The organism is uncultured Aquimarina sp. (assembly GCF_947492965.1).
GTDB lineage: Bacteria > Bacteroidota > Bacteroidia > Flavobacteriales > Flavobacteriaceae > Aquimarina.
Genome location: NZ_CANLOZ010000004.1, coordinates 443838 through 470831, shown reverse-complemented (window position 1 = coordinate 470831; position 26994 = coordinate 443838). Strand labels below are relative to the sequence as shown.

Genomic DNA, 26994 nt, shown 5'->3' with positions numbered 1-26994 from the left:
TGTTTATTTTAAAATTATATCCAAATCCGATTTAATTGTATCTAATCTAGCCTCCATAGATCTAATTGCTATTTTGGATAAGTACCTTCCTAAAGGCAACACGGGTTTTATCTTTTCTTCATTTTTACGTTTAGAAATAGAATCTTCCAAATTTGTAGATGGTATTATTTCCGTTGGCTTCAACTCTACAATATGATCATCTCCTAATTTTTCCATTATTTCACGCGTATGACCATATCTTACATTCTGTAAGGTCGTTAAAGGTGCTGTTAACTGACTACTTGTTTTTGCTATTTTACGCTCTTCGCTATTAGTAATTAAGACATGCTTCATTTTTACTTTTTCAATCAACTCTGGAAAAGAATCTCTTAAGACTTTGGCAAGCACTTCTTCAATACCTTTTGATACTCTACCACCTATATTATCATAATATCCAGCATCTGCATACTGATCAGATGTTATTATATCCGTTCGGTCTTTTTTTCTTACCTCACCTACTGGAGTAACAAAAGGAAAACTTGCATTAATCCTCATAGCCGTTGAAAGATCTATAGATCCATTTGGATAACTAGATTGTACAGTATTAATAAAATCATTCATCCCCTCTAATGATCTTAGATGAGCATACGTTACTGGACTAATTATATTATAATTTCCAGTTTGCGTATGTGTTGTATTAATCAATAGTAAAGGTGGAATCTTAGGATCTGATATTTTCCTATTTTTAGAAATTACACCTTTATAAAAAGATAAAAATTCTTTGTTAAGAATTAGGTCCCCTTTTTCATCTGAAAAAAATTGCCCATGAGCTCGAATCCATTGATCTTCTAATAATTGTCCTCTATTTTTAAAATTAAATAAGCTAGTTACCTCTTTAAACAAATCTCTTCCTAATAATGACAATAATGCGGTAGAGAGGTAATTATCCTTATATATCACACTTGCTTTATAATTCAAATTAGGATTCTCAATATCAGATTGAATTTTAAAATCCGCCTTACGATTTGATATACTAGCGTTACGAGCTTCAGCAAAAAACATAGCATTCCCAACACTTCCTCCAGAAGCCCCAGTTAACGAAAGTAAATTTCGATCAAAATAAGCACCTTCTGATTTCTCGTATAAATAACTGTGGGTTAGAAATGACCAAAGTCCAGCTCTCGAACCTCCTCCTTCTGCTGATACCATGATAATAGGAAACTTATTATCGGTATTTAAAATATCACCCTTCCTACTTTCTAGCCAATGATAAATATACGTATCTAACGAAACCCTATCTACAGTGGTTTTCTTTATTTCTAGTTGATAATGATCCGAGTTATCTGTAAAAAACCTTGAAGAAAAAATACAGATAATAGTAATAATAGATAAAAGAGGTAATCTAATCTTTTTTCCAACTAAAATTAAAATAAAACAAATCATAAAAAGACTCAAAAGCGATAAAACCATTATCGATAAAGGATTTACTCCGGTAGCCCATTTTGGATAAAAATTGAAAATAAAGAAAGAGATTAATATCAAAAAGCCACCTACTAAGATAGTTCCATAGAATAACTTCTTTGGAAAACTTTTAAGGAATTTATAACTATTAAAAGACAAAGAAAAAAACAATAAAGTCAAGGCAGAATTAGCAAGAAATAATTTCCCCAGATCCTTTTCTGCCTGAGTATTTAGAGTCCCTAAAGAAATAATTAAAATCATTAGTCCAATAGAAATACAAAAAAATACAATTGTCGTATTTGCTATTTTATTGAGAAAATTCTTCAATAAAGTATATAACCTCGGTTCTGATAATAATAACAATAGGAAAATTACTGATAGCAACATACTTGTTGAATCCAAAAACTTGGTATATGTATTTTCTAATCCAAATAATTCCATCGCATTAAGAATACTTAATGCCGATATCGCCAATAATAAAATCCCAAGAATCCTAGGCAATGTTTTTCTCATATGAATTCTTGTAGTATAAGAGTAACTAGCAGATTCACTCCTATCCTGAAATTTATAATGCTGATTAGGAATAAAACCTATAAGATTACGGATAGAAATATCCTTATAATTATGGTAGTAAAAATATTTAGGAATATTCCATATAATAAATGCCGAAATTGAGAGTAAACTAAAATATAAAGGAACTTCTAGCAAAAAGGTTTCTGTTTGGTTTAAAATCAGCAACAGATCTACCGTTTGAGGAAAATGCCATAACGCAAGGTATAGAAATCCTATAAAAATAATACTAATGATATTATTTGCTGATTCTCTAATTAGGCTTTTAAACCAGATACTAAAAGCTTGGAAATATAACAAAAGTTGGTTTTTCATCTTATTCAAATGTAGAACTAAAAATTCTGAAATTTCCCCTTATCTTAAAAATTACCTTTAAATTTTAAAATCACCTCTTCACTTTCCTAAATAGCTAAAAAAGTAATAAACTAACACTCAATATGTTAATAAAAATATAAATTTTAACATTTGTTAAAACACCTGTGTTTACAGGCTAAATGAGATTTTTTATAAAAACTAGGCTTCCGAAATCAATATTTTAGTTATAAAAATTACGGTTTTCACATAAAAAGTTGTATCTTGTCGTTAAATAAGTGTTTTACAACGATAAAAACACGTAATAAGTGAGATAATTCTTACTTTTTTAATTGCAGTTTAACCCAAAAAACTGAACCTTATGAAAAGAATATTACCCCTAGTTACCCTACTTTTTGCAAGTGTGGCATTTGCAAATGTAAAAATTGACATTTCGTACAAATTAATGTCAGTTACAGAGAACACCGTTATCAACGGATTAGACGAAAACACAGAAGAAGGTGTAATCTTTATTACAGAGAGTTTACATATTGAAAATGGTGTACGAATTAAAATTAGAAATGCGTGCTTAATTATATTAGGAGACATTTCAGGAAACGGAATATTAGATGTTGATGAATCAGCAACTGTAACCTTAGAAGGAGAAAAGAAAGGAAGAATCACTTTCATAGATAGATTTCTAGCCGATTCTACTTGTCAGCAGAGTACAGGTCTAGAAACATTTAAAGATATTAAAGATGTACCTCTTGGTCTTACTTACAGTCTTTACACTTTAACAGGAAGGCTATTGGATAACGGAATAATAGATGAATACATCCATAACTATAGAGATCCAAAAACCTATTTTATTAAGGTGGAAGGATATAAACTAAGAAAAATAGTTTTTAAAGGTTAAATCAATCATAAAAAAGTAAGGTTTTATGATAGCACGGTCCTTTGGGCCGTGCTTTTTTTATTTTATCTCTATTATTTAAAATTTAGGTTTACTACACACAAAGCAATACTTTTACAAAAAATATTTGCACATGATTTCTGTAACTGAAGCACTATCTATAGTTTCTAATGTAAGTTATACTCCAAAAAAAACTACTGTTTTTTTAAAAGATGCTGATGGTCTTGTTCTTAGTGATGATGTTGTTTCTCCTATAAACATGCCTCCTTTTCGACAATCAGCAATGGATGGATATGCCTTATCATTGCATGATAACAACTCATATGAAGTAGTAGGTGAAGTACCCGCTGGCAGTAGTATTGATTACTCTTTATCTCCTGGACAAGGAGTACGGATTTTTACTGGAGCCAGAGTACCTAATGATGCTGAAACCGTAATAATGCAGGAAAAAGTACACAGATCCGAGAATCATATTTCGATCGAAGATCAGGTGCCAAGTAATAGCAATATAAGACCTATCGGAGAACAAATCAAAGAAGGAGAAGTTGCTTTAAAAAAGGGGACACAATTAACTCCTGCTGGTATCGGTTATCTAGCAGGATTAGGTATCACCGAAGTACAAGTTTTTAATCCACCAAGTATCGCTATAATAACAACCGGTAATGAATTAGTCACTCCTGGACTTCCCTTACAAGAAGGTCAAATCTATGAAAGTAATTCTGTGCAATTAGAAGTAGCACTGAAACGGTTGAATGTCAAAAAAATTCAGAACTACACTGTACAGGATGATTATGATAGTACGAAAAACACCGTAAAAGAGGCGATCACAAATCATGAAATAGTTCTAATAAGTGGAGGAATTTCTGTAGGGGATTATGACTTTGTAAAAGATGTATTAGCCGAGTTACAAATAGACGAATTATTTTACAAGATTAAACAAAAACCTGGTAAGCCTCTATTTTTTGGTCGTAATTCGGATACTTTAGTATATGCACTACCTGGTAATCCTGCTTCTTCCCTAACCTGCTTCTACATATATGTTCTCCCTACAATTAGAAAAATAATGGGGATAGCATCTGAAGGATTAAAAAGAACAAACAAATCCATTACAAAGGATTTTAGTAAGAAAGGAGACAGAGCACAATTTCTAAAAGCCAAAGTCTCTGGTAAAGCTGTCGAAATTCTTGAAGGGCAGAGTTCCGCTATGCTATTAACATATGCAATAGCCAATGCGTTAGTCTATATTCCTGAAAATATGAATACAATTTCTAAAGGTGATTTAGTGGAAACAATTATTTTACCTAAATAGAATTCTTATCGTTTTTGGGATAAAAAGCTGTTATTATTCAATAGTTTGACTGAAATCCTATCTATTTTGAGAAAATCATAAAAATTTCTGAAAGTATCTTTTCTTCATTTTTTTCGTTATATCTTGCAGGAAACAACGGTGGAGATGTATCAAATAAAAAGTAGAATCTGGATAGAAGGTAAAGAAGGAGTTTTCCTTGGAGAAGGAAGAATAAAAATCTTGAAAGCTATCGCTTCTGAAGGTTCTGTTTCTAAAGCTGCTAAATCTTTAGGCATGTCTTATAAAAAGGCCTGGAACTTAGTAGATTCTATTAATAAAAATGCTTCAACTCCAGTTATCAAAACCAATACTGGCGGTAGTGGCGGTGGTGGAACGGAAATTACGGAGTATGGATTAAAAATGATCCTTGCTTTTGAGAACATTAATAAGAATTGTTGGGATTTTCTAGATGAGCAACTAAAATCATTACAGTTATGACTTTGTCCAAGGATACAGATATCACTGGAATTATATTAGCTGGTGGTAAAAGCAGTCGAATGGGAGAAGAAAAAGGCTTGAAACTTCACTTAGGAAAACCTTTCATTTCTTACATCATCGAAGCCTTAGAAACTATTACCAATAAGATATTCATCATTACTAAAAATGAGGATTATGAAGTATTTGGATATCCTTGTATTTCGGATGACTTTCCTAATTTAGGACCTGTAGGAGGCATCTATACAGGTTTAAAGAATACTTTAACTTCTCAAAATCTCATTTTGAGTTGTGATATTCCTTTTATCACTCCGTCTGTTTTACAAGAGCTGGTTTTAAAAAGTGATTCGGATTATGATGTCATTACTTATGAAAAGACACCTTTGGTGTCCTTATATAAATCCACCGTATTACCTACTTTTTTAGAAAGTATCCGGCAAAACCGTTTAAGTCTGTTTAGAACCATGGCAGCACTAAAGGTTAAGAACGTACCAATAAGGAATGATATAAGACCATTTTTAGAAAATATAAATACGCAACAACAATATCAAGAAGCTATACAATGGAATTAAAAATTTTATATTTTGGAATGATCGCTGAAGCTACGAATTGTAATGAAGAAGAGATTTCTTTGCAATCGGGAAGTACTGTGGAACAACTAATTCATAAGCTAAATAACAAATACGATAAGCTGAAGGATCTATCCTTCAATATAGCTATTGATAAAGAAATTTCAGATCATTCTACACTACTTAATGCCAGTTCCGAAATCGCATTACTACCTCCTTTTGCTGGTGGTTAATTTGATAAAATTATAAGAATATTGATTAAAACTAACGGTACATTCCATTAAAAAAAGAACAAAAATACTAATGAAAAAGAGAAAAACTGTATTTGTAGAAGGACCAATTAGTCCCAGTTTTATTGCTAATTCTATAGAAAAACATCAAACAAAAACTACTATTGGTGCACACGATATTTTTCTGGGTCAGGTACGTGCCGATGAGATAGAAGGTAAAGTGGTACAAGCGATTGATTATACTGCTTATCAAGAAATGGCAGAAAACAAGTTCCACGAAATTAGAGAAGCTACCTTTGATAAATTTGATCTTACTTGTATGCATATTTACCATAGTCTGGGAAAAGTAAAAGCAGGAGAAATATGTCTTTTCGTTTTTGTTTCGGCGCCACATAGAAAAGTAACATTTCAAGCATTAGAATACTTAGTAGATACTATAAAAAAAGAAGTACCAATATTTGGAAAAGAGATTTTTGAAGATGAAACTCATACCTGGAAAGTTAATAATTAGAAATGGTAGATATTACACATAAAAATAACACCCTAAGAATTGCAACAGCCCAAGCTATTGTAAAAGTTGGTAGTACAAAAACAATAGAAGCGATTATATCCAAATCTATTCCTAAGGGAGATGTTTTTGAAATGGCTAAAACTGCTGGTTTATTTGCGGTAAAAAAAACAAGTGATATCATACCTGACTGTCATCCACTACCTATTGAATATACTGGTGTAGATTACAAAGTAAATAACCTTGAGATTGTTATTGAAATGACAGTTAAAACTATCTACAAAACTGGTGTCGAAGTTGAGACAATGCATGGTGCGTCTGTGGTGGCTCTTACTATGTATGATATGCTTAAACCGGTAGATAAAAACGTAGAAATCAAAGAAATTAAGCTTCTTAGTAAAAAAGGAGGAAAATCTAGTTATAAGGATAATGGAGAACCTTATACTGCAGGAGTTGTAGTATGTTCGGATTCTATTTCTGCTGGTGAAAAAGAAGACAAAGCTGGTAAAGCTATTATTCAGAAACTAGAAGAATGTGGAGTGACTGTAGAAAAATATATTATCATCCCAGATGAAAAAGATGAAATACAAAAACAAGTAAAAGAATTGCACAATGCTGGTAATGACCTTATCATCTTTACTGGTGGCACGGGATTATCTCCAAGAGATGTTACACCTGAAGCTATCAGCCCGTTAATAGAAAGAAGAATTCCAGGAATCGAAGAAGCGATTAGAAACTACGGTCAAAATCGTATGCCTTACGCTATGCTTTCTAGAAGTGTTGCTGGAGTTATTGGAGAAGCGATTGTGCTAGCATTACCAGGCTCTACTAATGGAGCAAAAGAATCAATGGAAGCTATATTTCCTGCCCTTTTGCATACTTTCCGTGTATTGAAAGGCGCTAAACACTATGGAAATTAACAAAGAAGATTTGAATACAAATAATAAGAACATATTAACAGATAATTTTGGGCGTAAGCATACATACCTCAGAATTTCACTAACAGAAAAGTGTAATCTAAGATGCACTTATTGTATGCCTGCCAATGGAATTCCGCTAACACCCCAAAAACATTTAATGACCTCAGATGAGATTTATGAAATTGCAAAAGGGTTTGTTGATTTTGGTGTTACGAAAATAAGATTAACTGGTGGTGAACCCATGGTTAGAAAGGATTTTCCGCTCATATTAGAACGCCTAGCAAGTTTACCTGTAGAAATTGGAATTACCACAAATGGCGTATTAGCAGATCGTTTTATTCCTCTTTTGAAAGAAAATAATATTAAAACTATAACTATTAGTATCGATTCTTTGCAAAAGAATAAATTTGAGAAAATAACAAGACGAAATGAATTTGACAAAGTCTGGAATACCATACAGTTGTTTCATAACGAAGGCTTTGCAATAAAACTAAACGTTGTTCTTATTAAGAATTTCAATGACGATGAGATTATAGATTTCATTAATCTTACAAAAGATCAAAATATTACTGTACGCTTTATAGAGTTTATGCCGTTTGATGGGAATCAATGGAACATGGAGAAATTAGTGTCTCTTCAGGAAATTTTAGATAGAATACATTACACCTTTCCATTACAACTCTCTAGATTAGAAGATCTTCCAAATGATACTTCCAAAAATTATAAGATCAATAATTACCAAGGTCAATTTGCTATCATTAGTTCTGTAACTAATCCTTTTTGTGATACTTGTAATCGTATTCGCCTCACGGCAGATGGGAAATTGAAAAATTGCTTGTTTTCTGGAAATGAATTCTCCTTATTACAGCCCCTAAGAGATAAAAAGCCTCTAGCTCCAATAATTCAAAATGCTTTACAACATAAATTTAAGTCTCGAGGTGGAATGGACACCTCAGAAAAACTAGAAAACCCTGCATTACACACCCAAAATAGAAGTATGATTAGTATTGGCGGTTAAGTCCCTATCAATCAATATTTTCATCCATTTACAAAAAAACCACTATATTTAACCACATATCCCATTAAGGCCCCAAACTATCCTTATCGGATGATTAACTAACATAAGATTGTCGTTAATAAACCATCTATGAATCAAAAATCGTGGTTAAAATCTGAAGCAGCTAAATATGCTCTTTACGGAGTATTGTTTGGATGCGTATTTCCGATACTTGCAACTTCTATTGATATTGTAAAATTGGGGCAAGAATTTTCTTGGGAAGCTATCATTTTTGTACAGAAAAATTACCCTATTCACTATATTATAGATACGGCTCCATTTTTTCTTGGACTATTTGCGATGTTCGGTGGTCGTAATTTAGATAAATTAAAAGAAAAAAATAAACAGATTCTACAAGCCTCTAAATTCAAACAAGATTTTTTAGCAAACATGAGTCATGAAATCAGAACTCCTATGGTCGGAGTTATTGGAATGATCGATTTGCTTTTTAAAAACACTTCATTAAATGATTTACAAAAGGAATATGTGACTACCATACACCAGTCTTCTCTAAATCTTCTGGATATATTAAATCAGATTCTTGATCTATCCAAAATGGAAGCAGGAAAGTTTACCCTTTCACCGAAAGCCATTAACTTTAAAAAATTAGTTAATCAAAATGTTGATTTGTTTTTAGCCAATAGTAAGGCTAAAGGAATCAATATAGTATCAGAATATTCGGATGAACTACCCGAGCAAATTTATGCAGATGATAAAAGACTTACGCAAGTTATCTCCAACTTAATAGGTAATGCAGTAAAATTCACCAATGAAGGAACGATTAGAGTAAAATCTTCTTTGGTAAACAAAAAGAATGATGATCTTACCATAAAGATAGAAGTTATAGATTCTGGAATTGGAATTAGTAAACGTGATCAGGCATCCCTTTTTAAAAGATTCAGTCAAGTACATAATAATGAACTACTTGTCGGAGAAGGAACTGGTTTAGGGCTTACTATCAGTAAAAAACTTGTTGACTTACTTAATGGAAAACTTGGAGTAAGTAGCGAATTAGGAAAAGGAAGTAATTTTTGGTTCACCTTTAAAACAAAAGTATCAGAAGCTATTATTCCAGATGTAGAAAAGGCTTTTGACAAGAGTAAAGATCAAAAATTTAATCTTCATATTTTATTAGTAGAGGATTCTGACACTAATATACTTGTATCCAAACAAATACTTAAATATCTCGGTTGTACTGCTGATGTTGCTAAAACGGGAAGAAAAGCCTTGGAGATGTTTGAAGAAGACACCTATGATCTTATATTAATGGATATTAATCTACCTGAATTGGATGGGGTAGAAACCTGTAAATTAATAAGACAAGGATATAAAAAAGTACCACCAGTGATCGCTATTACTTCTAATGCCTTGCCAGGAGACGCCGAACGCTTTATAGCAAAAGGTTTGGATGATTATATCACAAAACCGTTTACTACAGAAATATTAAATATAAAACTCAAAAATTGGTTCGGAGATCATAGTGGATATCACTAGAATTCTTATTTTATTTTTTTAATTCTTTTTTTTGAAATGAAAACCAACTGTTTCCGTCTAACCCGAAAATATCAATGTTTTCGAAAAGCTCATAAAGATCTTAAAAATATATAATTGGCTCATTTTTAACTATTATAGTCAAAATCTCATTGGTAATTTTAGTATATTGTATAATTAGCATTCTACCTCCAATACTAAAGAATGAAATTATTAACTGAATAAATTTGTTATGAATAAAAAAAATACTTTTTTAAGCAAAAAGCATCTTTTCTATTTGCTTAGTTTATTTTTAATAGTAGGACATACCCATCAGCTTCAAGCGTTTAGTTTTTTTCAAGATACAGGGATTCAAGCGGGTAATACTTATGATGAATATAAAGGAATTGTAGTAGACCAACAATCTAATGATGTTTTGGTATCAGCTACCATTTCATTAAATGGAACTAACATATCTACAATTACAAATGCTGAAGGTGAATTTTTATTGAAAGTTCCAAAGAACAGCTCGAGTACAAATATTACTGTTTCGTTTTTAGGTTATAAAGACAAAATAGTTTCTCTTTCTTCATTACAAGGAAATAACGCTAAAATTAAGTTAACTGCTACCATAACAGAATTAACAGCAGTAAACATTGATCCTAGAGATCCTGAAGCTCTTATAAAAGCAGTTATGAAAAAGCGTGGTACAAATTATCAAAATGATAATACCATTATGACCGCATTTTATAGAGAAACCATCAAAAAACGTAGAAAGTATGTATCCCTTTCCGAAGCCGTAGTAGATGTCTATAAAAAACCCTATTCCTCGGATAAAAATGATGTAATTAAACTATACAAAGCAAGAAAAAGTGCGGATTACAAAAAGTTAGATACACTTACCCTTAAGCTTCAAGGAGGACCATCTAGTACTTTATTTATTGATGTAATGAAAAACCCTGATCTTCTTTTTACAGAGGATATATTAAATATATATGATTTTACTTTTGGAAATTCTACCAATATCAATGATCGCTATATTTATGTATTAGACTTTAAACAAAAGCCTTATATAAAAGATCTTTACTATTATGGAAAGCTATATATTGATTCTGAAACCTTGGCATTAACCAAAGCTGAATTTAGCTTGAATCTTGAAGACAGAGAAGAGGCCAGTAAACTTTTTGTTAGAAAAAAACCATCGAGAGCCAAAGTATACCCAACAGTTGCTACTTATAATATGAATTATAGAGAGAAAAACGGTAAATGGTACTACGGTTATGGAAAAATTGATTTAGTATTTAAGGTAAACTGGAAAAAGAGATTATTTAACTCTACCTATAAGTTAAATATAGAAATGGCTGTTACAGATTGGAAAAAGAACCCAGATAATGAAAACCTTAAATTTAAGGATCGTTTAAAATCTTCTGTTGTTATTAGTGATGAAGCCTCCGGATTTTCGGATCCAGAATTTTGGGGAGAGTACAACGTGATTGAACCAGAAAAGTCAATTGAATCTGCTATCAAAAAAATCAAAAAGCAGCTACGAAAGCTAAATTAAATTTCGCTTTAAAGTTATAATAAAAACAGGTGCTAATAAAGTACCTGTTTTTTTTATGCTGTACTATAAATATTCACAAAACAGATTTATTATTTTTACACGATAGGAAAACAAAATGTCACATCTTTTTTAAAGAAGTGTCTTTAAACGTAGTATACACAAAATTTATCATATGAATCATATTGGGTACATGGTATCTTTTATTCTAATATCTACCTCGCTTTTTGCTCAAAAAAAAATAACATTAACCAAAGCAAAAGAGGACTTTAAAATATTCCAAAATATTCTTAAAAAAGGTCATCCAAGTTTGTATGATTATATCGATGAAGTAACATTTGATTCTTTAGTAGATAACACACAAGATTCATTCTCTGAAGAGATTACAGATATCGAATTATTTAAGAAGATGCAGTATATAACAGATCAGGTAAAAGATGGTCATTTAATGCTATTTGCACCAAATACGGTAAAAAGCACTCAGTATTATTTTCCTGTGATTATAAAAATTATTCAGTCAGATTTTTACGTAGACACAGATGATTTTGGAATTCCTATAGGTTCCAAAATAACCCATATTAATGATATCTCTACTGTTAAAATTTTAGACGATTTAAAAAAATATGCTCCTAGTGACGGTCATAATCTAACTAGAAAATATAGGGATATTGAATTAAAATTTGGCTTATTCTATATCTATGAATATGGATTACAGAAAGAGTATACCATCAAATATATAGAACCAAGTGGTACTGAAAAAGTTATCACGCTTCCTGCAGAATCTTTTGTAAATGTGAAACATAGAAATATTAACAGAAGCTCTTATTTCTCTAACTATCATGATGCTAAGGATAAAGTAGCTTTTTTCTCTAAACATATTAATAATAAAGAACCTTTTGTTTATTACAAAAAAGATTTAAAAACTGCTGTTCTCGTTGTCAATTCTTTTGGAGTAGACATTAGTGCTTTCAAATCTCGTTTAATAAAACTCTTTAAAGAGATCAATAAGAAAAAAATAAAGCATTTAATTATTGACATACGCCAGAATGATGGAGGTTTCCGACCTAATTCAGTGCATCTATTTTCTTTAGTTACCAATAAACTATTCAAACAAAGAACTAGTACGTTTGTTTCCTCTTTAGAAATACCTGAAAAATCTTATGCTACCAGAACATTTGGTGAAAAAGAATTCTTAAAAGACAAGTTTTATCATCACCCTACTTCAGATGGTTGGAAATTAGATTTTGATGATCTAGAAACTATAATGGTACCAGATAAAAATAGATTTAAAGGTAAAACCTATGTTCTTGCAAGCGGTACTACCTTTTCTGCTGGTTCTGCGTTAGCTCTTTTAGCTAAAAATGATCCCGATATACTTTTGGTTGGAGAAGAAACAGGAGGTGGTTATTATTCCCATATTGGTCAATTCCCAGTTTATTATGAACTACCTAATTCCAAAATAATGATGATAATGTCTATGGAAAAAATAAAACATTACGTAAAAGATAAAAATGTTCCTAATGGTTCTGGAGTAATACCTGATAGAGCGATATCAATTTCTGTAGATGACTTAATAAAAGGGAAAGATGCTCAGTTAGATTATATTTTGAGATTGATAAAAGGCTAGAGAACCACTATTCTTCATCAAGTAAAGAATCTAATAATTGATTATAATCGTATTGTAAATCCTCATGTAGTGTAGTTATAACCTTTCGTATACTTGCTATTTGTCTACTAAAAATACCTGAAAGAACTTTATTGTTAAAAATAGAAGGTTGAATTTGTTTTAGCTCGGTACAGAAATGAATCATTATCTCAACTTCTGTATCTTTCTTACCGGAATATCTTATATATTTCTTACTGTTCCTTAATATCTTACGTACACTTTTTTTAATGTAATAATAATTCTTAGTATTAATAAGATCGAATTCATTGGATATTTCTTTTTGTACTTCTAAAATGTAATTTCTTTCATCTGAAGCTTCATAAAGTAAATAAGTCAATAGTTCTTTGTTTTCCTTTTTAAATTTGGACAAACGTAAACATAGTGCTACTAGTTCTTGTGGAGAAGAATTCTCTAATTCTATTTTAAGTTCTCTTACAGTAGCTGCTTTCATGGGTAACAAAAAAGGTATTTGCGAACTTAGTTATAAAAATTAGATATATTTATAAATGGTGCATAGATATTTATAAAAAACAGGAATAGTATTTGATGAAAGCATACCTATGAAATCACTATAAAATCTTTAACAACAGAACATGAATAAATTTTTCTTAATAGTACTATTACTTTCTTTTGGAGTGATCTTGAATTCTTGCGCTGACGAACCTAAAACACCTTATCAAATACCAAAAAATGCCATAGAATTAGTTTCCGGAACCTCTGGTAAAACATGGAAAATTGCTAAACGATATAATGATGGAACTCGAATGAATATGGCTGGTTGTTTTCTAACCTACAGGAATACTTATTTCCCTAATATGACCGTTAAAGATAATAACGACACTCAAAAAGACTGTGGACCTTCGTTAAAGGCAGATTGGGAGATCATTCAAAATAAAAAAGGACATTACTTTATTAAGGTAACCAGTGATCAACTTCCAGAACTCCTGAATACAGACAAAAATTATAAATTCTTTCAAATAACATACCTTTCTAAAGACAGCTTAGAGCTTAAATACAGACATGCTCAATTTTCGGGTCAGGTAAGATCAATTACAGATTTATATGTTCAGGAAGATATTGACGTTCCTAATAGAGATTTCCATAATAAATAAGAAAAAGAAATAGACTATTAAACCACCTCTAAGGTCATTTTCTCAAAATCTTCTTTTGGAGCATCACATAACGGACATTGATATGTTTCAGGAAGTTCTGAGAAATTCGTACCTGACGAAATTCCTGATACCATATCTCCGATAGATGGGTCATATATAGTCTGACAATGCTTACATTGATAAACCTCTATTTCTGTTTTTTCTTTTTTAGCAGGACTTCCTGTATAGCTTTCATCATCTCCTTCTCCTAAGTTTTGAAAATAGGTTTTGGTTAGCTCTAATAAAATCCCTGGTAGATCCATTTGATCTATATCTTGTGCGTACACAATATACTTTCTGGTATTAGGATCAAAGTTCTTAGCATATAAAACATTGTACGTAGGTCTAATCACAAAATCTTTTACAGCATCTGGAGTTTTATTTTCTTCAATAACAACTGAAGTAAAATATCTTTTTTGTTTTCTACGTATACTTATCGCAAAAGTCATCCCGTAGGTACTAATATCGTTTTGATCAAAATTCATGACCAAAAATTTCTTTAGATCTAATGCTTTCTGACTTCCTACTGGTAAATGCCAATTTAACTCTAGAGCAGAATGCCTTACATTTATACCAAATTGTCCTAAAAGCTTTTCTAATGCCAACTTACATTCCTTTGGAATTCCTTTGATAATAAATGACTTCCACGGAGTTAAACATATTTTCCCGATGCGATATTCTATACAAAATTCACATAACGCTTTCAAAAACTTGAGATCATATTTATTGTTTCTCCAATACAATCCCAACCAATACTGATTGATCCCCATTTTATTCATCCCTTCATAATAAGGAAATGGCTTAAAACCAACACCTAAAGGCTTTTCTATGGTTCTATTATTAGTATCAATACTTTCATTTAAAAACTGGAATAACTCATCTACATTATTGACCTTTTTATAAATCTTTTCAATTTCTTCAGCTACTTTCGCTATATCCCAGGTATAGATCAATACTGGATAATAAACCTCTTCCCATCCTGGTAATTTCAAAAACAAATACCAGTAATCTTCATGTGTGGAAGCAATAAAGTTAAGATCTCCAGAAAACAACGAAACCATCTGTTGCTGAGGATCCGAAATATTAATTTTTAGTGTTGGTTTGTATCTAAATTGCTCTAAAATATAGAGATAGGTAGTCCCTCGAAGCCAAACGGTAGAATTAAATATATCAATAGACACATAGGAGCAACTTATATTTTGCTCTACTTCTGGTGCAAAAAAATCTGGTTTAAAAGATTCTTTTTCCTCGACTAATTTTCCATTTTGATCTTTGGAAGGGAAAATAATATCCTGTCTAGATCCAAAATGAAAGGTATCTAATCCTAAATCCTCTGCATACAGGATAATTCGTTGCAATTCACTTGGTGATAAAATTCCACCTTTTATATTTACTCTATGCATAAAATCTTCCATACTAAGCTAATTGCATTACATTATTCAATACTTCTTTTACTTCTGGTTTACAACTACCACATCCTAATCCTGCTCCTGTTTTCGTACATAATTCAGAAAAATCCTCACATCCTCCTTTTATTGCCTCTTCTAAATTACCTTCTCCAACCTGACTACAAGAACAGATCAATTTACCTAGTACAGGTTCATCTGGTTGCGAAGATCGAAGTAACTCTTCTCTTTTTTCAGAGAGTTCGATTTTTTCTTCGATGAGCCTTTTAAAATCAGCAAACTCGCTTTTATCTCCCATCAAAATAGCTCCTACTAACCAGTCATTTTTAACAATACATTTTTTATAAAACCTTTTACCAACATCCATAAATATCACTTCTTCATACGATGGATCATCTTTTGGCATATCTATATTACCAATACTACACAAGTCTAAATCTTCGAACTTCAAAATATTCATAAACACGGATCCTCTGTAAATTGCGCTAAAATCTCCTAACAGGTATTTAGCTACAATATCTGCTTGCTGCTCCGCAGCCGCAGTAATTCCGAACAAATTCCCTTCGAATTCCGCAATCTCACCAACCGCAAAAATATTAGGATCATTTGATTGCAAATATTGATTTACTAATATTCCGCGTCTGCAATCTATTCCAACAGCTTTGGCTAAATCTATATTCGGAATAGTACCTATAGAGTATACTACTGCATTACAACTAAATGATTTACCAGATTTCAGATTTACCAATAAGGCTCCAGAATCCTGATTGAAGACTGTATCCACTTCGTTATCAAAATGAATTTGAATACCTTTTTCTCTTACATCTTCAGCTAGCAAACGACTGGCTATTATATCTAACTGCCGTTCCATTAATCTACTACCTCTCTGTATAATTGTAATTTTGACATCCTTTTTTCTTAGGGCTGCAGCTAATTCAAGTCCTAATAAACCTCCTCCTACAATGGTAACGTGTTGCTCATTTTCTGGCAATCCACTATCATCTAGATATTTTTTTAATTTGTCTGCATCTCCTCTATCCCTCATAGTAAACCTTCCCGGCAAGTGAATTGGGACTTCTTTAGGTACAAATGCTCTACTTCCTGTAGCCATCAAAACGATATCATAATTGTGTTTATCACCTTTACTATCAATTAAGTATTTCTCTTCTCTATTAATTTCGGTAATTGGATTACTTGTAGACAAGGTTACATTGAGAGATTCCATGCTCCCTTCTCTCATTTTTTGTAATTGCTCCCATGTCAACTCTTCACTTACATATTCTGGAAGTAACACACGATTATAGAAAGGATATGGTTCCTTGGAAAAAACTATGATATCGTCTTCTTTATTATGCTCTCTATATGTTTGAATAAAACGATATGCTGCAGTACCAGCTCCGATAATGCAAATTTTCTGCTTTTCCTTTACAAATTTAGACACCTGTACTGCGGAAAATTTAAAATCTGGCTCCTTTGAGATGGGATCTATAATACTGGTAGTCAAATTATTTGCTCTACCAAAATCATTCCCTAATACTTTCCCCCAATGCATAGGAAGAAATACAACTCCTTTTCCAATAGTATCACTTACCTTTACTTTTACCTGAACCTTACCCCGTTTGCTCTCAACCACTGCTATATCACCATCCTTTATATTTCGAAGAAAAGCATCTACCTGATTGATCTCTAAAAAAGGATGAGGAATATGCGTTAAGAGTCTATTTACTTTTCCTGTTTTAGTCCTCGTATGCCATTGATCACGAACTCTTCCTGTTGTTAATATTAAAGGATGTCTTTCCGTTAACAATTCTGAAGTCGGTTTTGTAAATCTTGGTACAACAAATTTTGCATTTCCTGTATCGGTATAAAACTTTTTATTTTCAAAAAGGCGTGCAGTTCCCGAGTGATTACTTTCTGGTACTGGCCATTGAAAACTACCTTCATTTTTTAATCTTTCATAGCTCAACCCAGTAATATCAATATTAGTACCCTTAGTCAACTGACAGTGTTCTTTAAACACTTCTTCTGCAGAAGTATAATCAAACCCTCTATATCCCATTCGTTGAGCAAACTTCCAAAGAATTTCGGCATCAGGCAATGCTTCTCCAGGAGGATCTACTACTTTATTTAAATATGTAATACGACGTTCACTATTAGTCATGGTACCTTCTTTCTCTGCCCAACCTGCTGCTGGTAGAATAAGATCAGCATATTCTAAGGTTTCAGAGCGATATGATATATCTTGAACTACGACGAATTTTGCATTTTTTAGTGCTTTTTCTACTTTGTTCACATTAGGAAGACTTACCAATGGGTTTGTACAGATTACCCATACTGCTTTCAATTTGCCGCTTTCTAAAGCATCAAACATTTCTGTAGCTGTTAATCCAGGTTTTCCAGAAATTTCTTTTCCTCCCCAAAAATTAGCAACTTCTGTTCTATGTTCTTGATTAGCTAAATCCTTATGTGCTGCAAGTAAATTAGCCATACCTCCTACTTCTCTACCACCCATTGCATTAGGTTGACCAGTTAGTGAAAATGGCCCTGATCCTGGTTTGCCGATATGCCCCGTAAGTAATGACAGATTTAATAATGCGTTATTCTTATTAACACCAATTGAGCTTTGATTTAATCCCATAGCCCATAGCGTAATAAATCCCTTGGCATTACTAATATAAGAAGCAGCTTTTTTAATATCGGCAACCGTTACTCCGCATATTTTTGCAGCCTCCGTTAAAGAAGTTGACTGCAAAGATTCTTTTAATTGATCAAAATTATCTGTGTGATTCGCTATAAAACTTTTGTCCATCTTTCTACGATCGATTAATCTTTTAGCTATAGCATTATATAAGACAACATCGGTACCAGGGATAATTTGCAAGTGTAAATCAGCGATATCACAAGACTGTGTTTTTCTTGGATCTACTACTATAATTTTAGTATTAGGATTCTTCTCTTTATGAGCTTCAATTCTTCTAAATAAAATTGGATGACACCAAGCGGGATTAGCTCCAGCTATCATAAAACAATCTGCCAGTTCTATATCTTCATAGGCAATAGGTACACTATCTTCTCCAAGTGCTTGTTTATATCCAACTACTGCAGAGCTCATGCATAACCTCGAATTCGTATCAATATTATTGGTTCCTATAAACCCTTTGGTCAGTTTATTTACCAAATAATACTCTTCAGTAAGACATTGTCCAGAAACGTAAAAGCCTACACTATCGGGCCCGTATTTATCTATAATGGTATTAAAAACCGCCACTGCTCTGTCTAAAGCTTTATCCCAAGATACTCGCTGAAGTTCATGCCCTTTACTCCATCGCATCTGAGGATATAAGATTCTGTCGCTTTTATCCTGAACTACATGATGTAGGTTCATCCCTTTAGAGCATAACATACCTCTATTTACCGGATGATCCGGATCTCCTTCTACAGTAATTACACCCTTCGCATCTTTCTTTGCTATTATTCCACAACCAACACCACAATACGAACAAGTAGTTTTATACGATTTAAAAGCCATAAAGAGTTTTCGTTAAAATTATATAGAAACACAAAATTAAGTATAATTACTTAAATTGAAATCAGAATTGACATCTATATATAAGAATACACTTGTTAATTATGGAATCCATAAAAGATGACTGATAAAAAATGATATTTAAAAAAAAGTGGTTCATTGATTCAGCAATTTTCAACACAAAACTTTGTTTTCATAACATTTAAAGGTTGTTAAAGCATAAAAAAACAAAAATCACCTAAGAAAAAATATTGTATTTCTAAAATCATAAATTATCGATTTTACAAAAAAAACACTGAATATTACGATTATAACAAAACTACGATTTATACGTATTAACACTTATTTTTATACAAGTCTCATTTTGCAAAACACAAATTAGATAATTCTTAATAAAATAAGTTAAAATATTAATAATTAATTACTTTTAAACTAATTATAAACAAAATAAATACCTAAATATATAATTTACTGAATTATACTCATTTGCATTTATTCCTTAGTTCAGATATATTTGAAAAATAATTAAGTATTAATACTTAATAACATCGTCTAAAATTTCACTTAAAAAATGTAATCATGGAAAAAAGCACAATTGAATTGGTACAAACCTCGTTTAGTAAAGTCGCTCCAATAGCAGAGACAGCTGCAGAAATTTTTTACAATAAATTGTTCGAACTAGATCCTGAACTAAAGAAGATATTCCCAGCGAATGACACAGAAGCGATGAAAGGTCAAGGGAACAAACTCATGACCATGCTATCTTCAGCTGTAGCAGGATTAACTAATTTAGACAGACTTATACCTATTTTACAAGATTTAGGAAAAAGACACGTAGACTACAAAGTAGAATCTTCTCATTACGATACTGTAGGAGCAGCACTACTTAGCACACTATCTGTTGGTCTTGGAGATGACTTTACTCCAGAAGTAGAAGCAGCTTGGGCAGAAACATATGGAGTTATGGCATCAGTTATGAAAACTGCAGCATACGGAGAAGTAGCGTAGCCTTACAATAGAAATTACCAACATTAAAACACAACACAATGAATCATCTAAAAACAAAGGGAATCTTTTTCTCAATGATAAGCTCTATCATATTTTTAACGCAATCATGCGGTGGAGTTCCTGAAGAGACTTCTTCAGAAAACGGACCTTCAGATAAAGTATTCGCAGTCGCAGATATCCTTACTCTGGTTGCCGAAGAAAATGATATTACCAGAACACTATACACTAAAGGAATTGTAGGTGCAGGTAAAAAGCAAGGTTTAAAATTTGACGAGGATTGGCAAGACGATGAAGTTGAAGCTGGACCTCTTCCTGCATTATTCTTACGAGGAATCTCTTCAGACATCAGAAAAAGTGATGTTCCTCTAGGGTTATATCTAGGCTCTGATTTTCCGATCAACGCATCTAATAAGTTTCAGGGAAAACAAGCAGAACTTTTCAAAAAAATTAAAGCAAATCAAAAACCACAACATTTTTACGAAGAAGATCAAAAACTTTACACTTCTATGTTTGCTGATCTTGCGGTAGCAGCACCATGCGTAAACTGTCATAACGATCATAAAAGTACTACAAAAACGGATTGGAAATTAGGCGATGTCATGGGAGCAACGACTTGGCAATACCCTTCAGATTCTCTGTCTTACAAGGAAGCAATAGGAGTTATTAACGCTTACAGAAATGGAACAAAAGCGATTTATAACGCATATTTAGAAGAAATAGCAGCCTTTAAAGTTGACAGCACAAAACCTCAAATTGGGAACCAATGGCCTTCTAAAGGTTTTTACCTTCCTACAGCAGAAGTTTTCATCGATAGTGTAAGAAAATTAGCTTCTTATCATAGTCTTGAAAAACTATTATTAGCCGATACAGACAAAAATAAAACAACCAAAGGTTTAGCTGCTAATTAAAAAATATCGTAAACACAGTGAAGAAATCATATAGCTTCGTATTAATTGGGTTTGTTTTATTTGCTCTTTATATACTTCAGTTTGCGCTAGATATAAAGTGGCAATGGCTTTATGAACTTCAACTAAATGAACGATATAAACGCTGGTCCGGAGTATTTGTTGGAGCTTTTATAGTTTTCCAATGGATACTCACCTTGACCAGAACATCAAAAAAACTGATGAAACACTCCATCCGTTTTAGTTTATTACATAAATGGATTGGTGTATTATCTCCGATATTCTTTTATATACACGCGTTAGAATTTGGCTATGGATATCTTGCCTTACTTTCTTATATTTTTTTCATAAATATGATACTAGGCACTATTAACCTTGATATTATAAAAAGCCAAAAAGAGTGGATTTTCAAATCCTGGATGGTTACACATGTTCTCTTATCCGTCGTTATTACGTTTTTAGTAGTTTTTCATGTGGGCGTTGTATTCTATTATGAATAATAAAATAAGATCTTATGCAATTAACCGTAAAAGAAATAATTCACGAAACCGATGATGCAGTAAGTGTGATCCTTAACAAAGGAGGTTTCTTCAATAAAATAAAATATAAAGCTGGTCAATTTCTCACTGTCAAAATCCCCATTAAAAATAAAATTGAAAAAAGAGCCTATTCCTTTAGTAGCAGTCCATTTACAGACAAGTTCCTGAGAATTACTGTTAAGAAAGTTCAAAAGGGTTTAGTATCTAATTATATATGCGAACAATTGTCCGCAGGACAAAAAATAGAGATCGAAAAACCAGCTGGGAGTTTTTTTATAGAACCAGACAAAAATGCAAAACATCATTATGTGTTTTTTGCAGGAGGAAGTGGTATCACTCCAATTTTCTCTATTATCAAAACAGTAATAGAAAAAGAACCTTTATCGAATATCTTATTAATTTACGCTAATAAAAATGAAGAGTCTATCATTTTCAAAAAAGCATTAGAAGATCTTAGCGAGAATCATCCAAAACGTCTAAAGGTTGAGCATATACTAGAAAAAAGCACTTCTGATCAACCAAATTACCATCAAGATCTTCTTAATGAAGAACTAATTACAGAAATTATTCACAATCATGACCTGACTTACAATTTAGGAAAATATATGATGTGTGGACCTCAGGGTTTTATGGATAAAGCCAAGGAAATATTAGCGCAACACGGAATCCAAAGAAATCAAATCAAACTCGAAGCTTTTAACGCCAATTTCATCACATCGAGTAACGCAAAAGACCTTATTAGCAACGTAATTATATATGACGAAAAAAAGAAACACGAAATAAGTGTTGCTGGAGACAAAACCATATTACAAGCAGCCTTATCAGAAAACATACTACTCCCTTATTCCTGCAGATCAGGCATGTGCAGTAGCTGTAAAGCAAAATGTATCAAAGGAGAAGTAAAGATGATCGACGGTCATTTGTTATCAGATGAAGAAGTCGCTAATGGTGATATACTAACCTGCATAAGCTTTCCAAAAAGCAATAATGTAAGCATCAGCTTCATAAAGGATTAATTAATTTATGTTCAAAAAAAATCCATTAAGAAAAAGACAACGAATTGGCTCTTTAATAGGAATCGCAATCGGAATTATAATTTACATTATTCTTCCCTTAAAACAATCAGAAGAATACCTGAGCTTAGGACCTATGAATACTGGTCATGAAGGATTATCATGTAATGCATGTCATACTGATGCAAAAGGAAACCTAGTACAGCAGTTACAATCCAACATCTCCTACACTTTTGGAATGCGCAAAACCATGGCAGACTTCGGCACCGAAAATGTAGACAACAAAAAATGCATGGAGTGTCATGATCGACCAAATGATCGCCATCCAACTCATAGATTTCTAGAACCTCGATTTAAAGAAGCTATTGCAAATATTAATGCTACTGAATGTGAAACCTGCCATAGAGAACATAACGAAACAAGAGTTGTTCTTGCAGATGCTACGTTTTGCGTAAACTGTCATTATGACCTAGAAGTAAAAAACGACCCTATTGATGTACCACATGACAAATTAATAGCTAATAAGGAATGGAGCACTTGTCTTCAATGCCACGACTTTCATGGAAATCACATTTATAAGGTTGCCGAAAAAATCAAAGACACCATACCTCTAAATCAGATTCAAGCCTACCTAAAAGGAGGAATAGATCCATTTTCTAACAAGAAAAAACATCTTCCTTTAAGTGAAGAAGAATGGCTGAAAATGAAAAAGAAATACACAACGAAATAAATTGACATTGTACTAGTAACCATAAAAACACAGAAGATGAACTTCTCCAATCTTATTAAACAGGTATCAATTTTAGTATTATTAATTTCATTAATTTCTTGCAAAGGCGAACCTAAAGAGGAATGCGATATTCCAGAAAATTTAACCTATAACGAACATATCGCTTCCATAATCGAAATTCAATGTTTTAAATGCCATGCCTCTGATGTGTACAAAGAAAAAGCATCTAGAGTGAAGATTTTTGATTACCCAAGTTTAAAAAAGATGGGAGAAAGTGGACAACTTGTTGGTTCGATTACTCATGCTCAAGGTTATATCGCTATGCCCTACAGAAAAGAAACAAAAATCGACAGTTGTACTATAGAAACTATCAAAGCTTGGGTTAACCTAGGAATGCAGGAATAACAAAGTACTATCCTTTATTACCAACAAATAATAGCACTTAAAAAACATCTAAAGAAAAATAAATATTGAACCATCTTTTAAAGATACTTTTCTCGAACCGCACAAGTGCGCTACTACTTCTTGTATTTGCTATTTCGATGGCAACAGCTACCTTCATAGAAAATGACTACAGTACAGAAACAGCTAAAGCCTTAGTATACAATGCAAAATGGTTTGAAATTCTTGTTTTACTACTTGCTATTAACTTTATTGGAAATATTTCAAAATACAATCTTTTTAGCCTAGAAAAAGCTCCAATTTTCATATTTCATATTGCTTTTATCATCATCATTTTAGGAGCAGGAGTCACTCGATATAGAGGTTACGAAGCTCTAATAACAATTAAAGAAGAAACCGCTAGCGACCGTATGATTTCGATTGATAGCCATTTACAAATTAAAGCAAGTAACGATACCTTTGATCAAAGCTACATTAGCAAACCAATACACATGAGTGAAATTGGCTTCAACAACATTAATAATGATTACGTTTTTGATAATAAAAAAGTGAATATAAAACTTCAAGAATATATTCCCAGAGCGCATTATGTAGTTAAAGACAGTACTTCAGGAGCAACATACTTGCATATCGTAATTGCGGACAAAGAAGAGCGGAAAGATTTTTATGTAAAAAAAGGTGATCGTACTAGTATTTATGGGATCCCTATCTCTTTCGAAAACGAGAACAAACAACCTGAAGATATTTTTATTACTAAGAAAAATGATATTTGGAAAGCTTCTTTCCCAAAAGAAACTGACTATTTCTCCATGACACTTAACAAAGCAAGTTCGTATCCAAAAGACAGTTTAGTCCCGTTACAATTTAAAGCACTTAGCGAAATCAATAAAATTCCTTTAGTCTTTAACGAAGTAATAGAAAACAAATATCTAACAGTTGAGTCCAAGGAAAGAACTGCTGACAAGAAAAATCCTGAAGCTGCTATTAAATTATTAATCACATCAGATGAAAAACAACTAGAAACTACAATATTTGGCGGTCCAGGCTATATGAATCCACACCAGACTGTTTTCATAAATGGTATTCATCTAAATATTAGATACGGATCCAAACCCATACAACTTCCATTTTCTATATACCTCAAAGATTTTATTTTGGAACGCTATCCTGGATCAGACAGCCCGTCGGCCTTTTATAGCAACCTACAGATTCAAGAAAAAAATAACATGTTTGACTATACCATTTTCATGAATAATGTTCTAAATCATAAAGGTTTTAGATTTTTTCAATCTGCTTACTTACCTGATGAAAGCGGAACCATTTTGTCTGTTAATCATGACTACTGGGGAACACTAATAACCTATATCGGATATAGCCTACTAGGATTAGGAATGCTACTTAGTTTATGTTGGAGAACATCATACTTTGGATTTATATTAAAACTACTACGTGAAAAATAAGTTTATCTATAGCATTATACTTTTTTTATTTGTCGCTACACCATCACTATCTGGGCAGCAACTGCACAATCTAACAACATACGAGCTGATTGAGAGACAACTTATCAATGAAATTCACGCTGAAAAAATTGCCAAAATCCAAATCCAAGATTTCCAAGGCAGAATAAAGCCAATCAGCACATTATCCCTAGAATTATTAAGAAAAATCTATGGCAAAAGTAGGTTTACATATCTAGATAAGGAACATAATAAAAAAAAGCTCTCCCCTACTCAGGTATTTATTGGTATGCAATATAAACCAGATTCATGGCAATTATTAGAACTCATAAAAATTGAAAAAAAAGCGATACATGAATTAAACCATTTGATTGAAATCAACAATTCGGGACACAGCAGTGTTTCTCAGTTCTTTGATTTTCAAGGAAACTACAAACTAAAACATTTAGTTAACAAAGCTTACTCCAAAGCACCCGGAAAACGTTCTGCTTTTGATAAAGACATTATCAAAATTGACGAACGTGTAAACATCATCTGGGGAATTTTTAATGGTCAATTCTTAAAAATTTTTCCAGACAAAAACGATTCAAATCAGAAATGGCTCTGCCCAATAGATACAGATAGCAACTTTCAAAAAGAAGATCAACTTTTCTTTGATAAAATCATACCTACTTACTTTGAAAATCTTTCTAATGCTATTAAAACTAATGATTGGACAAAACCTGATGAAACGATTGAACTTATAAATAAATTTCAGAAAGAGAATGGAGATTCAATCATCCTGTCAGAAAACAAGATAAATACTGAAATTTGGTTTAACAACAACCCAATATTTTTATGGTGCCTTATAGGATATTCCTTACTAGGGACTCTACTAATAATTTTAAGTTTCTGGCAAATATTCAAAGATCAAAACAAATTCCTTAAAAAACTTATCAAAATTATATTGATTGCCATATTTTTAATTTTTATAACACACGGTTCGGGAATCATAATTAGATGGTACATCTCAAATCATGCTCCTTGGAGCAATGGTTATGAAGCTACTATTTTTATAGCATGGATTGGAATGTTAGCTGGATTTATTTTTCAAAAAAACAGTTCTTTTGCACCTGCAGCATCTTCTATCCTTGCGATTTGTTTGATAGGAATAGCCCACGGAAGCTTGATGAACCCGGAAATCACCAACTTAGTTCCTGTACTTAAATCTTATTGGCTACTCATACACGTTGCGGTAATAACCGCCAGTTATGGTTTTCTGGCACTAGGATCATTACTTTCATTAATCACCCTTTTGATCATGTGCTTTCAAGTTTTTTGGAATACCACTAATGCAGAAAAAACCATCCACAGACTCACCAACACAAATCAACTTACTAGCACAATTGGTCTATACATGTTAACTATAGGCACTTTTTTAGGAGGTATCTGGGCAAATGAATCCTGGGGAAGATACTGGGGATGGGACCCTAAAGAAACTTGGGCTTTGATTAGTATTATTATCTACTCCTTCGTCTTACATCTTAGAATTATTTTCCAAAAAAATTACATCTACATTTTTAATGTTTGTAACCTATTTGCACTTAGTAGCTTAATTATGACATTCTTTGGGGTAAATTATTATTTATCAGGTCTTCATTCCTACGCCAAAGGAGATCCATTCCCTATTCCTTATTGGATATATATTATCATCCCAATAGCATTGCTAATCTCCATAATACCCATTTATAGGAAACGATTTAATTAGAATAAAAAAAGCCGGTCATGACTCCTCATAACCGGCAACACAAGAAACACTTAAAGCTACTAGATCTTTAAGGTTTCAAACACTAAATTTTTATGGATTAAGTCCAATCAATATTATTTTTTAATGTAATCTTTT

At 32.2% G+C, this 26994-nt stretch carries 24 protein-coding genes; 20 read left to right on the top strand and 4 right to left on the bottom strand.

From position 1 onward, the window contains the following. Nucleotides 1-3: 3 nt before the first annotated feature. Nucleotides 4-2325, bottom strand: coding sequence for a hypothetical protein (locus tag Q1B37_RS13240; protein WP_299899229.1), 2322 nt, complete (start codon nt 2323-2325; stop codon nt 4-6). Between the two features lie 358 nt (nt 2326-2683). On the opposite strand from Q1B37_RS13240, the gene Q1B37_RS13235 reads away from it, so the two are divergent. The 11 genes from Q1B37_RS13235 (at nt 2684) to Q1B37_RS13185 (ending at nt 12936) form a co-directional block, all read left to right on the top strand. Next, on the top strand, nt 2684-3217 hold the full coding sequence (locus Q1B37_RS13235) for a hypothetical protein (RefSeq protein ID WP_299607108.1): 534 nt from the start codon (nt 2684-2686) through the stop codon (nt 3215-3217). A gap of 130 nt (nt 3218-3347) precedes the next feature. Next, nucleotides 3348-4523, top strand: a complete 1176-nt coding sequence (gene glp / locus Q1B37_RS13230) for a gephyrin-like molybdotransferase Glp (RefSeq protein ID WP_299899227.1) — start codon at nt 3348-3350, stop codon at nt 4521-4523. 144 nt (nt 4524-4667) lie between these two features. Then, on the top strand, nt 4668-5000 hold the full coding sequence (locus Q1B37_RS13225; RefSeq protein ID WP_299607104.1) for a LysR family transcriptional regulator: 333 nt from the start codon (nt 4668-4670) through the stop codon (nt 4998-5000). After that, nucleotides 4997-5569 carry a molybdenum cofactor guanylyltransferase gene (locus Q1B37_RS13220; RefSeq protein WP_299899225.1) on the top strand — a complete coding sequence of 191 codons (573 nt, stop codon included), beginning with the start codon at nt 4997-4999 and terminating at the stop codon, nt 5567-5569. Before Q1B37_RS13225 ends, Q1B37_RS13220 begins: the two co-directional genes overlap by 4 nt. Further along, on the top strand, nt 5560-5799 hold the full coding sequence (locus tag Q1B37_RS13215; RefSeq protein ID WP_299899223.1) for a MoaD/ThiS family protein: 240 nt from the start codon (nt 5560-5562) through the stop codon (nt 5797-5799). Before Q1B37_RS13220 ends, Q1B37_RS13215 begins: the two co-directional genes overlap by 10 nt. Before the next feature lie 70 nt (nt 5800-5869). Continuing rightward, entirely contained in the window at nt 5870-6307 is a 438-nt protein-coding gene (locus tag Q1B37_RS13210) for a molybdenum cofactor biosynthesis protein MoaE (protein ID WP_299899222.1), read from the top strand. A 2-nt stretch (nt 6308-6309) separates the two neighbouring features. Continuing rightward, nucleotides 6310-7224, top strand: a complete 915-nt coding sequence (gene moaCB, locus Q1B37_RS13205; RefSeq protein ID WP_299899220.1) for a bifunctional molybdenum cofactor biosynthesis protein MoaC/MoaB — start codon at nt 6310-6312, stop codon at nt 7222-7224. Beyond that, complete coding sequence (gene moaA / locus Q1B37_RS13200) at nt 7214-8242, top strand: GTP 3',8-cyclase MoaA (protein ID WP_299899218.1); 1029 nt, start codon at nt 7214-7216, stop codon at nt 8240-8242. Before moaCB ends, moaA begins: the two co-directional genes overlap by 11 nt. A 129-nt stretch (nt 8243-8371) precedes the next feature. After that, nucleotides 8372-9775 carry an ATP-binding protein gene (locus tag Q1B37_RS13195; RefSeq protein WP_299899216.1) on the top strand — a complete coding sequence of 468 codons (1404 nt, stop codon included), beginning with the start codon at nt 8372-8374 and terminating at the stop codon, nt 9773-9775. Nucleotides 9776-10004: 229 nt separating this feature from the next. Beyond that, on the top strand, nt 10005-11312 hold the full coding sequence (locus Q1B37_RS13190) for a carboxypeptidase-like regulatory domain-containing protein (protein ID WP_299899214.1): 1308 nt from the start codon (nt 10005-10007) through the stop codon (nt 11310-11312). A gap of 172 nt (nt 11313-11484) precedes the next feature. After that, nucleotides 11485-12936, top strand: a complete 1452-nt coding sequence (locus tag Q1B37_RS13185) for a S41 family peptidase (RefSeq protein ID WP_299899213.1) — start codon at nt 11485-11487, stop codon at nt 12934-12936. Nucleotides 12937-12943: 7 nt separating this feature from the next. Here Q1B37_RS13185 and Q1B37_RS13180 read toward each other — a convergent pair whose 3' ends face one another. Then, nucleotides 12944-13426 (bottom strand): hypothetical protein, encoded by a 483-nt coding sequence (locus Q1B37_RS13180; RefSeq protein WP_299607084.1) that lies wholly within the window; start codon nt 13424-13426, stop codon nt 12944-12946. A 142-nt stretch (nt 13427-13568) separates the two neighbouring features. Between Q1B37_RS13180 and Q1B37_RS13175 the strand changes: the two genes are divergently transcribed. Beyond that, nucleotides 13569-14087: a lipocalin family protein gene (locus Q1B37_RS13175; RefSeq protein ID WP_299899211.1), complete on the top strand. Its 519-nt coding sequence runs from the start codon at nt 13569-13571 to the stop codon at nt 14085-14087. A gap of 17 nt (nt 14088-14104) precedes the next feature. Here Q1B37_RS13175 and Q1B37_RS13170 read toward each other — a convergent pair whose 3' ends face one another. Beyond that, nucleotides 14105-15541 carry a rubredoxin gene (locus tag Q1B37_RS13170; protein ID WP_299899210.1) on the bottom strand — a complete coding sequence of 479 codons (1437 nt, stop codon included), beginning with the start codon at nt 15539-15541 and terminating at the stop codon, nt 14105-14107. A 1-nt stretch (nt 15542) separates the two neighbouring features. Next, entirely contained in the window at nt 15543-19061 is a 3519-nt protein-coding gene (locus Q1B37_RS13165) for a nitrate reductase (RefSeq protein ID WP_299899208.1), read from the bottom strand. A 576-nt stretch (nt 19062-19637) separates the two neighbouring features. Between Q1B37_RS13165 and Q1B37_RS13160 the strand changes: the two genes are divergently transcribed. From Q1B37_RS13160 to ccsA, 8 genes are all read left to right on the top strand, one after another. Then, the gene (locus Q1B37_RS13160) at nt 19638-20066 is read left to right on the top strand and encodes a globin family protein (RefSeq protein ID WP_299899206.1); all 429 of its coding nucleotides are present in this window, start codon (nt 19638-19640) and stop codon (nt 20064-20066) included. A 38-nt stretch (nt 20067-20104) separates the two neighbouring features. After that, entirely contained in the window at nt 20105-20974 is an 870-nt protein-coding gene (locus Q1B37_RS13155; RefSeq protein WP_299899204.1) for a DUF3365 domain-containing protein, read from the top strand. Between the two features lie 17 nt (nt 20975-20991). Then, a complete protein-coding gene (locus Q1B37_RS13150) occupies nt 20992-21471 on the top strand; it encodes a hypothetical protein (protein WP_299607077.1) in 480 nt (159 codons plus the stop codon). 14 nt (nt 21472-21485) lie between these two features. Then, nucleotides 21486-22526: a ferredoxin--NADP reductase gene (locus Q1B37_RS13145; RefSeq protein WP_299607076.1), complete on the top strand. Its 1041-nt coding sequence runs from the start codon at nt 21486-21488 to the stop codon at nt 22524-22526. Between the two features lie 7 nt (nt 22527-22533). Further along, nucleotides 22534-23253, top strand: a complete 720-nt coding sequence (locus tag Q1B37_RS13140; RefSeq protein ID WP_299899202.1) for a cytochrome c3 family protein — start codon at nt 22534-22536, stop codon at nt 23251-23253. Between the two features lie 36 nt (nt 23254-23289). Beyond that, entirely contained in the window at nt 23290-23658 is a 369-nt protein-coding gene (locus tag Q1B37_RS13135) for a hypothetical protein (RefSeq protein ID WP_299899201.1), read from the top strand. 137 nt (nt 23659-23795) lie between these two features. Beyond that, entirely contained in the window at nt 23796-25115 is a 1320-nt protein-coding gene (locus tag Q1B37_RS13130) for a cytochrome c biogenesis protein ResB (protein WP_299899199.1), read from the top strand. Beyond that, complete coding sequence (ccsA, locus tag Q1B37_RS13125; RefSeq protein WP_299899197.1) at nt 25105-26859, top strand: cytochrome c biogenesis protein CcsA; 1755 nt, start codon at nt 25105-25107, stop codon at nt 26857-26859. Before Q1B37_RS13130 ends, ccsA begins: the two co-directional genes overlap by 11 nt. Nucleotides 26860-26994: the final 135 nt, after the last annotated feature.

Coding starts and splice junctions, on each gene's coding strand:
- Q1B37_RS13240 (WP_299899229.1), bottom strand. CDS start 2,325: ATGAAAAACCAACTTTTGTTATATTTCCAAGCTTTTAGTATCTGGTTT.
- Q1B37_RS13235 (WP_299607108.1), top strand. CDS start 2,684: ATGAAAAGAATATTACCCCTAGTTACCCTACTTTTTGCAAGTGTGGCA.
- glp (WP_299899227.1), top strand. CDS start 3,348: ATGATTTCTGTAACTGAAGCACTATCTATAGTTTCTAATGTAAGTTAT.
- Q1B37_RS13225 (WP_299607104.1), top strand. CDS start 4,668: ATGTATCAAATAAAAAGTAGAATCTGGATAGAAGGTAAAGAAGGAGTT.
- Q1B37_RS13220 (WP_299899225.1), top strand. CDS start 4,997: ATGACTTTGTCCAAGGATACAGATATCACTGGAATTATATTAGCTGGT.
- Q1B37_RS13215 (WP_299899223.1), top strand. CDS start 5,560: ATGGAATTAAAAATTTTATATTTTGGAATGATCGCTGAAGCTACGAAT.
- Q1B37_RS13210 (WP_299899222.1), top strand. CDS start 5,870: ATGAAAAAGAGAAAAACTGTATTTGTAGAAGGACCAATTAGTCCCAGT.
- moaCB (WP_299899220.1), top strand. CDS start 6,310: ATGGTAGATATTACACATAAAAATAACACCCTAAGAATTGCAACAGCC.
- moaA (WP_299899218.1), top strand. CDS start 7,214: ATGGAAATTAACAAAGAAGATTTGAATACAAATAATAAGAACATATTA.
- Q1B37_RS13195 (WP_299899216.1), top strand. CDS start 8,372: ATGAATCAAAAATCGTGGTTAAAATCTGAAGCAGCTAAATATGCTCTT.
- Q1B37_RS13190 (WP_299899214.1), top strand. CDS start 10,005: ATGAATAAAAAAAATACTTTTTTAAGCAAAAAGCATCTTTTCTATTTG.
- Q1B37_RS13185 (WP_299899213.1), top strand. CDS start 11,485: ATGAATCATATTGGGTACATGGTATCTTTTATTCTAATATCTACCTCG.
- Q1B37_RS13180 (WP_299607084.1), bottom strand. CDS start 13,426: ATGAAAGCAGCTACTGTAAGAGAACTTAAAATAGAATTAGAGAATTCT.
- Q1B37_RS13175 (WP_299899211.1), top strand. CDS start 13,569: ATGAATAAATTTTTCTTAATAGTACTATTACTTTCTTTTGGAGTGATC.
- Q1B37_RS13170 (WP_299899210.1), bottom strand. CDS start 15,541: ATGGAAGATTTTATGCATAGAGTAAATATAAAAGGTGGAATTTTATCA.
- Q1B37_RS13165 (WP_299899208.1), bottom strand. CDS start 19,061: ATGGCTTTTAAATCGTATAAAACTACTTGTTCGTATTGTGGTGTTGGT.
- Q1B37_RS13160 (WP_299899206.1), top strand. CDS start 19,638: ATGGAAAAAAGCACAATTGAATTGGTACAAACCTCGTTTAGTAAAGTC.
- Q1B37_RS13155 (WP_299899204.1), top strand. CDS start 20,105: ATGAATCATCTAAAAACAAAGGGAATCTTTTTCTCAATGATAAGCTCT.
- Q1B37_RS13145 (WP_299607076.1), top strand. CDS start 21,486: ATGCAATTAACCGTAAAAGAAATAATTCACGAAACCGATGATGCAGTA.
- Q1B37_RS13140 (WP_299899202.1), top strand. CDS start 22,534: ATGTTCAAAAAAAATCCATTAAGAAAAAGACAACGAATTGGCTCTTTA.
- Q1B37_RS13135 (WP_299899201.1), top strand. CDS start 23,290: ATGAACTTCTCCAATCTTATTAAACAGGTATCAATTTTAGTATTATTA.
- Q1B37_RS13130 (WP_299899199.1), top strand. CDS start 23,796: ATGGCAACAGCTACCTTCATAGAAAATGACTACAGTACAGAAACAGCT.